The sequence below is a fragment of the Streptomyces sp. NBC_00162 genome (assembly GCF_024611995.1).
Lineage (GTDB): Bacteria > Actinomycetota > Actinomycetes > Streptomycetales > Streptomycetaceae > Streptomyces.
The window spans coordinates 2696619-2707392 of sequence record NZ_CP102509.1 but is presented as its reverse complement, the minus strand read 5'-3'; the positions used below and the strand labels follow the sequence as shown (position 1 = coordinate 2707392).

Genomic DNA, 10774 nt, shown 5'->3' with positions numbered 1-10774 from the left:
CCTGTGAACGAATCGTGGAGGATGGATATGTCGGCGCCCGACCAGCAGGTCGTCGAGGCACTGCGTGCCTCGCTGAAGGAGAACGCCCGGCTTCAGCAGGAGAACAGCACACTCGTCGCGGCTGCCTCTGAGCCCATCGCGATCGTGTCCATGGCCTGCCGGTACGCCGGCGGAATCCGTGGCCCGGAGGACTTCTGGCGGGTGGTGTCCGAGGGCGCCGACGTCTACTCCACCTTCCCCGAGGACCGCGGCTGGGATGTCGAGGGCCTCTACAACCCGGACCCCGACAACCCCGGTACGACGTACGTCCGGGAGGGCGCCTTCCTGCACGACGCGGCGCAGTTCGACGCCGGGTTCTTCGGGATCTCGCCGCGTGAGGCCCTGGCCATGGACCCCCAGCAGCGACAGCTGCTCGAGGTGTCCTGGGAGACCTTCGAGCGGGCCGGCATCGACCCCCACTCGGTGCGGGGCAGCGACATCGGGATGTTCGCCGGAGTCGTGCACCAGGACTACGCGCCGGACCTCAGCGGGTTCGAGGGATACCTCAGCCTGGAGCGCGCCCTGGGCACCGCCGGCGGCGTCGCCTCCGGTCGCGTCTCCTACACCCTCGGGCTCGAGGGCCCTGCGGTGACCGTCGACACGATGTGCTCCTCCTCGCTGGTGGCGATCCACCTCGCCGCGCAGGCGCTGCGCCGCGGCGAGTGCTCGATGGCGCTCGCGGGCGGCTCGACGGTGATGGCGACCCCGGGCGGGTTCGTCGGCTTCGCGCGTCAGCGCGCGCTCGCCTTCGACGGGCGCTGCAAGTCCTACGCCGCCGGCGCCGACGGCTCCGGCTGGGCCGAGGGCGTGGGCGTGGTGCTGCTGGAGCGGCTGTCGGTGGCGCGCGAGCGCGGCCACCAGGTGCTGGCCGTCATCCGCGGCAGTGCGGTCAACCAGGACGGTGCGTCCAACGGCCTGACCGCGCCGAACGGCCCCTCGCAGCAGCGGGTGATCCGCAAGGCCCTCGAGAGCGCCGGCCTCTCCCCGGCCGATGTGGACACGGTGGAGGGTCACGGCACCGGCACGGTGCTGGGTGACCCGATCGAGGCGCAGGCGCTGCTGGCCACCTACGGGCAGGGCCGCGACCCGGAACAGCCGCTGTGGCTCGGATCGGTCAAGTCCGTCATCGGGCACACGCAGGCGGCGTCCGGCGTGGCCGCCGTGATCAACATGGTCCAGGCGCTGCGGCACAAGACGCTCCCGGCGACCCTGAACGTGGACGCGCCCACCCCCCAGGTGGACTGGTCCGCGGGTGCGGTGGAGCTGCTGACCGAGTCGCGGGAGTGGCCGGAGAACGGTCGCCCGCGCCGGGCCGGCGTCTCCGCTTTCGGGGCCAGCGGTACGAACGCGCACATGATCCTGGAAGAGGCGCCCGCCGAGGAGGCGGAGCCCGTCGAGGACGTGGCGCAGCCCGCCGGTGTGGTGCCGTTGGTGGTGTCGGCGGGGACCGCTGCCTCGCTGGCGGCCCAGGCCGGGCGGCTGGCGGCGTTCGTCGAGGACGCCGGCGAGGTGCCGCTGGCGGACGTGGCCGGGACGCTGGTGTCGGGCCGCGCCGTGCTGGGTGAGCGCGCGGTGGTGCTCGCGGGTTCCCACGACGAGGCGCTGGCCGGCCTGCAGGCGCTGGCGCGCGGTGAGAACGCGGCCGGTGTGGTGACCGGTTCGGGTACGCCAGGCAAGGTCGTGTGGGTGTTCCCGGGCCAGGGTTCGCAGTGGGCCGGCATGGGCCGTGAACTGCTCGACTCCTCGCCGGTGTTCGCCGGGCGGATCGCGGAGTGTGCGGCTGCTCTGGAGCGGTGGGTGGACTGGTCGCTGATCGACGTACTGCGCGGCGACGCCGAACCCGAGCTCCTCGACCGGGTCGACGTCCTGCAGCCGGCGAGCTTCGCGGTGATGGTCGGTCTGGCCGCGGTGTGGGCCTCCGTGGGCGTCGAGCCCGACGCGGTGCTCGGCCACTCCCAGGGTGAGATCGCGGCCGCCTGTGTGGCGGGTGCGCTCTCGCTGGAGGACGCGGCGCGCGTGGTGGCGCTGCGGAGCCAGGCCATCGCCAAGGACCTGGCAGGCCGTGGAGGTATGGCTTCGGTCGCGCTGACCGAGGAAGAGGCCGTCGCGCGTCTGGAGCGCTGGGCGGACCGGGTCGAGGTCGCGGCGGTCAACGGCCCGTCCTCCGTGGTGATCGCCGGTGACGCCGAGGCGCTGGACGAGGCGCTGGACGCGCTGGAGGACCAGGGTGTCCGGGTGCGTCGGGTCGCGGTGGACTACGCCTCGCACACCCGGCACGTCGAGGACATCCGCGACGCGCTCGCCGAGGCGCTGGCCGGGGTCGGCGCGCAGGCCCCGACGGTGCCGTTCTACTCCACCGTCACCGGCACGTGGGTCGAGGACGCCGACGTCCTCGACGGCGGGTACTGGTACCGGAACCTGCGGGCACAGGTGGGCTTCGGCCCGGCGGTGGCCGCGCTGCTCGAGCAGGGTCACGGGGTGTTCGTCGAGGTCAGTGCCCACCCGGTGCTGGTCCAGCCGATCACCGAGACCGTCGACAAGGCCGACACCGGCACCGGTGTGGTGGTGACCGGGTCCCTGCGCCGTCAGGACGGCGGCCTGCGACGGCTGCTGGCCTCGATGGCCGAGCTGTTCGTCCGCGGTGTGGCCCTGGACTGGGCCGAGGTTCTGCCCGGTGGAGCGGCCTTCCGGCGCGTGGACCTGCCGACCTACGCCTTCGACCACCAGCACTACTGGATCCAGATGGCCGGCTCGGCCACGGACGCGGCGTCGCTGGGGCTGACCGGGGCCGATCACCCGCTGCTGGGCGCGGTGGTGCAGCTGCCGCAGTCCGACGGCCTGGTCTTCACCTCGCGGCTGTCGCTGCGCACGCACCCCTGGCTGGCCGGTCACGCCATCGGCGGCGTGGTGATCATCCCCGGCACGATGTACGTCGACCTCGCGGTCCGGGCCGGCGACGAGTTCGGCTACGGAGTCCTGGAAGAACTCGTGATCGAGGCACCCCTGGTGCTGCCCGAGCACGGCGGAGTGCGGTTGCAGGTCGCGGTCGGCGGACCGAACCCGACCGGCACGCGCACGGTGGACGTGTACTCCCAGCGCGAGGACGCCGCCGGCGAGGGTGGCGCGAGCGAATGGACGCGGCACGCCACCGGACTCCTGGCGGAGCCTTCGGCGACACGCACAACGGCACAGGGATTCGACTTCGCCGCGTGGCCGCCGGCCGGTGCGGAGCCCGTCGAGGTCGGGAACTTCTACACCGACCTGCTCGAGCGCGGCTACGCGTACGGTCCGGCGTTCCAGGGCCTGCGGGCGGTGTGGCGGCGCGGTGACGAGGTCTTCGCCGAGGCCGTCCTGCCCGAGGAACAGCGGGAGGACGCCGGCAAGTTCGGCATGCACCCGGCGCTGCTGGACGCCGCCCTCCACACGAACGCCTTCGCCAATCCGGACGACGACCGCCAGGTGCTGCCGTTCGCCTGGAACGGGCTGGTGCTGCACGCCGTGGGTGCCTCGGCACTGCGGGTGCGGATCGCGCCGAGCGGCCCGGACGCGCTGTCGTTCCAGGCCTCCGACGAGACCGGCGACATGGTCCTGACGATGGACTCGCTGGTGTCCCGTGAGGTGTCCACCGACCAGCTGGGCGCCGCGGCAGGCGACGAGAGCCGCGACACGCTCTTCGGGGTGGAGTGGACCGAGCTGCCCTCGGCTCAGGGCGCGGAGGCTTCGCCGTCGTGGGCGCCGGTGTCCGCCGCCGACGACGTCGTGGCTCTGGCCGGGAGCGCGGGAGTCCCGGCGGTGGCGGTCCTGCAGGCCGTGGCCGGCGCTGACAGCGAGGACGCGGCACTGGCGTTGACCTCCCGGGTGCTGGAGGTCGTACAGGCGTGGCTGGCCGGGACGGGGCTGGAGGAGTCGCGGCTGGTCGTCCTGACCCGCGGCGCGGTGCCTGCCGGTGACGGCACGGTGAGCGACCCGGCCGGAGCGGCGGTATGGGGTCTGGTGCGTGCAGCCCAGGCCGAGAACCCCGACCGCATCATCCTGATCGACACCGACCCGGCCTCCGGCGACGGAGCGGAATCCGTCCTGCGTACGGTCCTGGGTCCGGTGCTGGCCAGTGGCGAGCCGCAGGTCGCGGTGCGCGCAGCGGCCCTCTCCGTCCCCCGGCTCGTCCGGGCCGGCGGTGACGTCCCGGACGCCCCCGCGGTGTTCGCGACCGAAGGGACCGTCCTGGTCACCGGTGGCACCGGCGCCCTGGGCGCTCTGGTGGCCCGTCACCTGGTCACCCGGCACGGCGTGCGGCACCTCGTGCTCGCGAGCCGTCGGGGTACGGACGCGGAGGGCGTGGCGGAACTGGTCGCCGAGCTCACCGAGCAGGGTGCGGTCGTGTCGGTGGCGTCCTGTGACGTGTCCGACCGGGCCCAGGTCGAGTCCCTGCTGGCCTCGGTACCGGCCGAGCACCCCCTGACCGGTGTCGTGCACATGGCCGGCGTCCTGGACGATGGCGTGATCGCGGCGCTGACCCCGGAGCGGCTGGCCGGTGTGTTCGCGCCGAAGGTGGATGCGGTGCGCCACCTTGATGCGCTGACCCGAGGCCTGGACCTCGACGCCTTCGTGGTGTTCTCGTCCGCTGCCTCGCTCATGGGGTCGGCCGGACAGGGCAACTACGCGGCGGCGAACGCCTACCTCGACGGGCTGATGGCCGGCCGCCGGGCGGCAGGCCTGCCGGGTCTGTCGCTGGCCTGGGGTCTGTGGGAGCAGGCCAACGGATTGACCGCTCACCTCAGCGCCGTCGACCAGGCCCGTATGAGCCGCGGTGGCGTGCTGGCGATAACGCCGGCCGAGGGCCTGGACATCTTCGACGTCGGCCTGCACGCCGGCCAGGCGCTGCTGGTCCCGATCAAGCTGGACCTGAAGATCATGCGAAGCCAGGCAGCGGCCGGCGGGGGAGTCCCGCACCTGCTGCGCGGCCTGGTACGCGCGGGCCGACGCCTGGCGCGGGCGGCTTCCGGCGACAGCAGCGGACTGGTCCGCCGACTCGCGGGGCTGCCCCAGGCCGAGCAGGAGAGCATCCTGCTGACCATCGTCCAGGACGAGGCGAGCGCCGTACTCGGATTCAGCGGCCCCGAACTGGCTCAGGGCACCCGTGGATTCAGCGACATCGGGTTCGACTCGCTGACCGCGGTCGAGCTGCGGAACCGGCTGAGCGCGGCGACCGGCGTGAAACTGCCGGCCACGCTGATCTTCGACTACCCCACCCCGGTGGTCCTCGCCCGTCACCTGCGCGAGGAGCTCGGTGACGCGGCGGACGGCACCGCCCCCGCCACCGCGGTGGCCGTCGTCGCGGATCCCGACGAGCCGATAGCGATCGTCGGGATGGCGTGCCGCCTGCCGGGCGGTGTCGCGGGTCCCGAGGATCTGTGGCAGTTGCTGCAGGAGCGCCGCGAGGGCATGTCCTCCTTCCCGGACGACCGTGGCTGGGACCTGGAGGGCCTCTACGACCCGAACCCGGACAGCGCGGGCACCTCGTACACGAGCACGGGCGGATTCCTCCACGAGGCCGCGCAGTTCGACGCGGGATTCTTCGGCATCTCGCCGAACGAGGCGCTGGCGATGGACCCCCAGCAGCGGTTGCTGCTGGAGGCCTCCTGGGAGGCGCTGGAACGCGCGGGCATCGACCCGGCCGCGGCACAGGGCAGCAACATCGGCGTCTTCTCCGGCGTCTCCATTCACGACTACGTCGAGTCCCTCACCAACGTGCCCGCGGAGCTCGAAGGCTTCGTCACGACCGCCACGGCGGGAAGCGTGGCCTCGGGTCGCGTGTCGTACACCTTCGGTTTCGAGGGTCCGGCGGTGACGGTGGACACGGCGTGCTCCTCGTCGCTGGTGGCGATGCACCTGGCCGCGCAGGCGCTGCGCCAGGGCGAGTGCTCCATGGCGCTCGCCGGCGGTGTCGCCGTGATGGGCTCGCCGATCGGAGTCCTCGGCATGTCGCGGCAGCGCGGCCTGGCATCCGACGGGCGGTGCAAGGCGTACGGGGACGGCGCGGACGGCACGGTGCTGTCCGAGGGTGTCGCCCTCGTGGTGCTGGAGCGGTTGTCGGTGGCGCGTGAGCGCGGGCACCGGGTGCTGGCGGTGCTGCGCGGCAGCGCCGTCAACCAGGACGGTGCGTCGAACGGTCTGACGGCGCCGAACGGTCCCTCGCAGCAGCGGGTGATCCGCAGGGCCCTGGACAGCGCCGGGCTTTCCCCGTCCGACGTGGACGTGGTGGAGGGTCACGGAACCGGTACGGCCCTGGGTGACCCGATCGAGGCGCAGGCACTGCTCGCGACCTACGGACGGGACCGGAACCCGGAGCAACCGCTGTGGCTCGGCTCCCTGAAGTCGAACATCGGTCACACACAGGCCGCCGCGGGCGTGGCCGGTGTCATCAAGATGGTGCAGGCGCTGCGCCACGGCGTGATGCCCGCCACCCTGCATGCGGACGAGCCCTCGAAGAAGGTGGACTGGTCCGAGGGAGCCATCGAGCTGCTGACCGAGGCCCGCGAGTGGTCGCGCAACGGCCATCCGCGCCGGGTCGGCGTCTCCTCGTTCGGCATCAGCGGTACCAACGCACACCTGATCCTGGAAGAGGCACCGCCGCAGGCGGCGGAGCCCGGCTCCGAAGAGCAGGCGCCTGCGGGTGTCGTACCGCTGGTGGTGTCGGCGCGGAGCACCGCTTCTCTGGCCGGTCAGGCCGAGCGGCTCGCGGCGTTCCTCAAGGGCGCCGACGGGGTGTCGCCGGCGGCTGTGGCCGGGGCGCTGGTGTCGGACCGCGGGGTCTTCGGCGAGCGTGCGGTGGTCGTGGCCGAATCGGGCGACGAGGCGCTGGCAGGACTGAAGGCGCTGGCGCAGGGAGAGAACGCGCCGGGTGTGGTGTCCGGCAGTGCCGGTTCGGGTGCGCCGGGCAAGGTCGTGTGGGTGTTCCCGGGTCAGGGTTCGCAGTGGGCCGGCATGGGCCGTGAACTGCTCGACGCTTCCCCGGTGTTCGCCGAGCGGATCGCGGAGTGCGCGGCTGCCCTGGATCCGTTCGTGGACTGGTCGCTGCTGGATGTGCTGCGCGGCGACACGGACCCCGAGCTCATGGAGCGGGTCGACGTCCTCCAGCCGGCGAGCTTCGCGGTGATGGTCGGCCTGGCGGCCGTGTGGTCGTCCGTGGGCGTGAAGCCCGATGCGGTGCTGGGCCACTCCCAGGGTGAGATCGCGGCCGCTTGTGTGGCGGGTGCTCTCTCGCTGCAGGACGCGGCGCGCGTCGTGGCACTGCGGAGCCAGGCCATCGCCAAGGACCTGGCAGGCCGTGGCGGTATGGCTTCGGTCGCCCTGTCCGAGGACGAGGCCGTCGCGCGGATCCAGCCGTGGGCGGACCGTGTGGAGGTCGCTGCCGTCAACGGGCCGTCGTCGGTGGTGATCGCCGGTGACGCGCAGGCGCTGGACGAGGCCCTGGAGGCCCTGTCCGCCGAGGGTGTCCGCGTGCGTCGGGTCGCGGTGGACTACGCCTCGCACACCCGGCACGTCGAGGACATCCGCGACGCGCTCGCCCAGACCCTCGCCGGGATCAGCGCGCAGGCGCCGAAGGTGCCGTTCTACTCCACCGTCACGGGTGGTTGGGTTTCGGACGCCGGGGTGCTGGACGGCGGGTACTGGTACCAGAACCTGCGGGGCCAGGTGGGCTTCGGCCCGGCCGTGGCCGACCTGCTGGGCCAGGGCCACGGGGTGTTCGTGGAGGTCAGCGCCCACCCGGTGCTGGTCCAGCCGATCACCGAGACCGTGGACACCACGGAGACCGATGTCGTGGTGACCGGTTCGCTGCGGCGTGAGGACGGCGGTCTGCGCCGCCTGCTCGCCTCGATGGCCGAGCTGTTCGTCCGGGGCATCGCCCTCGACTGGAACGGCGTACTGCCGCAGACGCCGGCATCCCGACGAGTCGACCTGCCGACCTACGCCTTCGACCACCAGCACTACTGGCTCCAGTTGGCCGAGTCGGCCACCGACGCGGCGTCGCTGGGTCAAATGACGGCCGATCACCCGCTGCTGGGCGCTGTGGTGCAGCTGCCGCAGTCCGACGGGCTGGTCTTCACCTCCAGGCTGTCGCAGCGCACGCACCCCTGGCTGGCCGATCACACGGTCGGCGGCACGGTGCTCGTCCCGGGCACCGGACTGGTGGAACTGGCCGTGCGGGCAGGCGACGAGGCCGGGTGCGGGGTCCTGGAAGAGCTGATGATCGAGACGCCGCTGATCGTGCCCGAGCACGGCGGCGTACGCGTCCAGGTCGCGGTGGGCGGACCGGGTGAGAACGGCTCGCGGACCGTGCAGGTGTACTCGCTGCGCGAGGACGCTGCCGGCGCGGACATGTGGACGCGGCACGCCACAGGTGTGCTGTCGGCCTCGGCCCCTGCGGGCGGCACCGGGTTCGGCTTCGCCGCCTGGCCGCCGGCCGGCGCGCAGCCGGTCGAGGTCGGGGGTCTCTACTCCGACCTGGTCGAGCGCGGTCTCGGCTACGGTCCGGCGTTCCAGGGAGTGCGGGCGGTCTGGCGCCGTGGCGAGGAACTCTTCGCCGAGGTCGCCCTGCCCGAGGAACAGCGCAAGGAGGCCGAGAAGTTCGGTATCCACCCGGCGCTGCTGGACGCTGCCCTGCAGGCCGGGATGGTCGACGGCGCGGCGGAGGAATCCGGTGCGGTGCGGCAGCCGCTGGACTGGAACGGGCTGGTGCTGCACGCCGTGGGTGCCTCGGCACTGCGCGTACGGCTGGCCCCGGTCGGCCCGGACGCGCTGTCGGTCGAGGCTGCCGACGAGACCGGCGGCCTCGTGGTGACGCTGGACTCGGTGGTGTCCCGTCCGGTGACCGTCGGCCAGTTGGAGACGGCGGCGGACACGGCGGTCGCCAACTCGTTGTACGGGGTGGAGTGGACCGAGCTGTCCCCGGCTGACGTGGCGGAGCCCTCTCCGTGGTGGGTGCCGGTGGCCAACGCCGGTGATGTGACGGCCCTGGCCGACAGCGACGAGGTACCGGCGGTGGCACTGCTGGACGCGGTCGGCGGCGACGGCGAGGACGCGGCCCTGGCCCTGTCCTCCCGGGTGCTGGAGGTCGTGCAGGCGTGGCTGGCCGGGACCGGGCTGGAGGAGTCGCGGCTGGTCGTCGCGACGCGTGGCGCGGTTCCCGTCGGCGCCGACGGCGCGGTGACCGATCCGGCCGGATCGGCGGTATGGGGTCTGGTGCGTGCCACTCAGGTCGAAAACCCCGACCGGATCGTCCTGATCGACACCGATCCCGCCGCCGAAGGCAGTCTCGAGCTCGTTCTGAGTTCGGTGCTGGCCAGCGGCGAGCCTCAGGTCGCGGTGCGCGGAACGGCCCTCTCCGTCCCCCGGCTCGTCCGGGCCGGCGGCGAAGTCCCGGACGCTCCTGCGGTGTTCGGGCCGGAAGGCACGGTCCTGGTCACGGGTGGTACCGGGGCGTTGGGCGCTGTGGTGGCCCGTCACCTGGTCACCCGGCACGGCGTACGGAGTCTGGTGCTGGCCAGCCGGAAGGGCCCCGATGCCGAGGGTGCTGCGGAGCTGCTCGCCGAGCTCACCGAGCAGGGTGCGGTCGTGTCGGTGGCGTCCTGTGACGTGTCCGACCGCGACCAGGTCGAGGCCTTGCTGGCCTCGGTCCCGGCCGAGCACCCCCTGACCGGCGTCGTGCACACCGCCGGTGTGCTGGATGACGCCGTGATCACGGCGCTGACCCCGGAACAGCTGGAGACGGCATTCGCGCCGAAGGTGAACGCGGTGCAGCACCTCGATGCGCTGACCCGAGGCCTGGACCTCGACGCCTTCGTGGTGTTCTCGTCCGCTGCCTCGCTCATGGGGTCGGCCGGACAGGGCAACCACGCGGCGGCGAACGCCTACCTCGACGGGCTGATGGCCGGCCGCCGGGCGGCAGGCCTGCCGGGTCTGTCGCTGGCCTGGGGCCAGTGGCAGCAGACCGCCGGCATGGGGGGCCTGCGGCTGGCGGCTGCGGAGGGCATGGAGCTCTTCGATGCCGCCACCGGGTCCGGGCAGGCGCTGCTGGTGCCGGTCAAGCTGGACCTGCGGACGCTGCGCACCCAGGCAGCGGCCGGCGGGGAAGTCCCGCATCTGCTGCGCGGCCTGGTACGGGCGGGCCGGCAGCTGGCGCGGTCGGCATCCGCCACGGACGGCGGGCTGCTCCGTCGCCTGGCCGGGCTGACCGCGGCGGAGCAGGAGGTGCTGCTCCTCGATCTGGTCCGTGCCCAGGCCGCGGTCGTGCTGGGGCACGCAGGACCGGAGGGCGTGCAGGCGGAGATGGCGTTCAAGGAAGCGGGATTCGACTCGCTCACGTCCGTGGCATTGCGCAATGGGCTGTGTGAGTCGACCGGTCTGAAGCTTCCGGCCACGCTGATCTTCGACTATCCGACTCCGCTGGCCCTCGCTCGACACCTGCACCACGAATTGCTCCCGGATAGCGACGCGATTGACTCGGAAGTGGACGAGGAACGACTGCGGAACGCGCTCGTATCCCTCCCGCTGGCCCGGTTCCGGGAAGCTGGATTGATGGATGCCCTGGTCAGGCTGGTCGCCCTCGGCGATGGTGACCCGGAAATCGGCTCGAACGACGAGGCCGATGAGGAAAGGGCGATCGCCGAGCTGGGCGTCGATGATCTCGTTCAAATGGCGCTCGGCGACTGAAATCCTTCGGAACCGCTAAATG

At 72.6% G+C, this 10774-nt stretch carries 1 protein-coding gene; it reads left to right on the top strand.

Annotated elements, in window-relative coordinates:
• Positions 1 to 3: 3 nt before the first annotated feature.
• Positions 4 to 10752 (top strand): type I polyketide synthase, encoded by a 10749-nt coding sequence (locus JIW86_RS12600; protein ID WP_416237556.1) that lies wholly within the window; start codon positions 4 to 6, stop codon positions 10750 to 10752.
• Positions 10753 to 10774 lie beyond the last annotated feature (22 nt).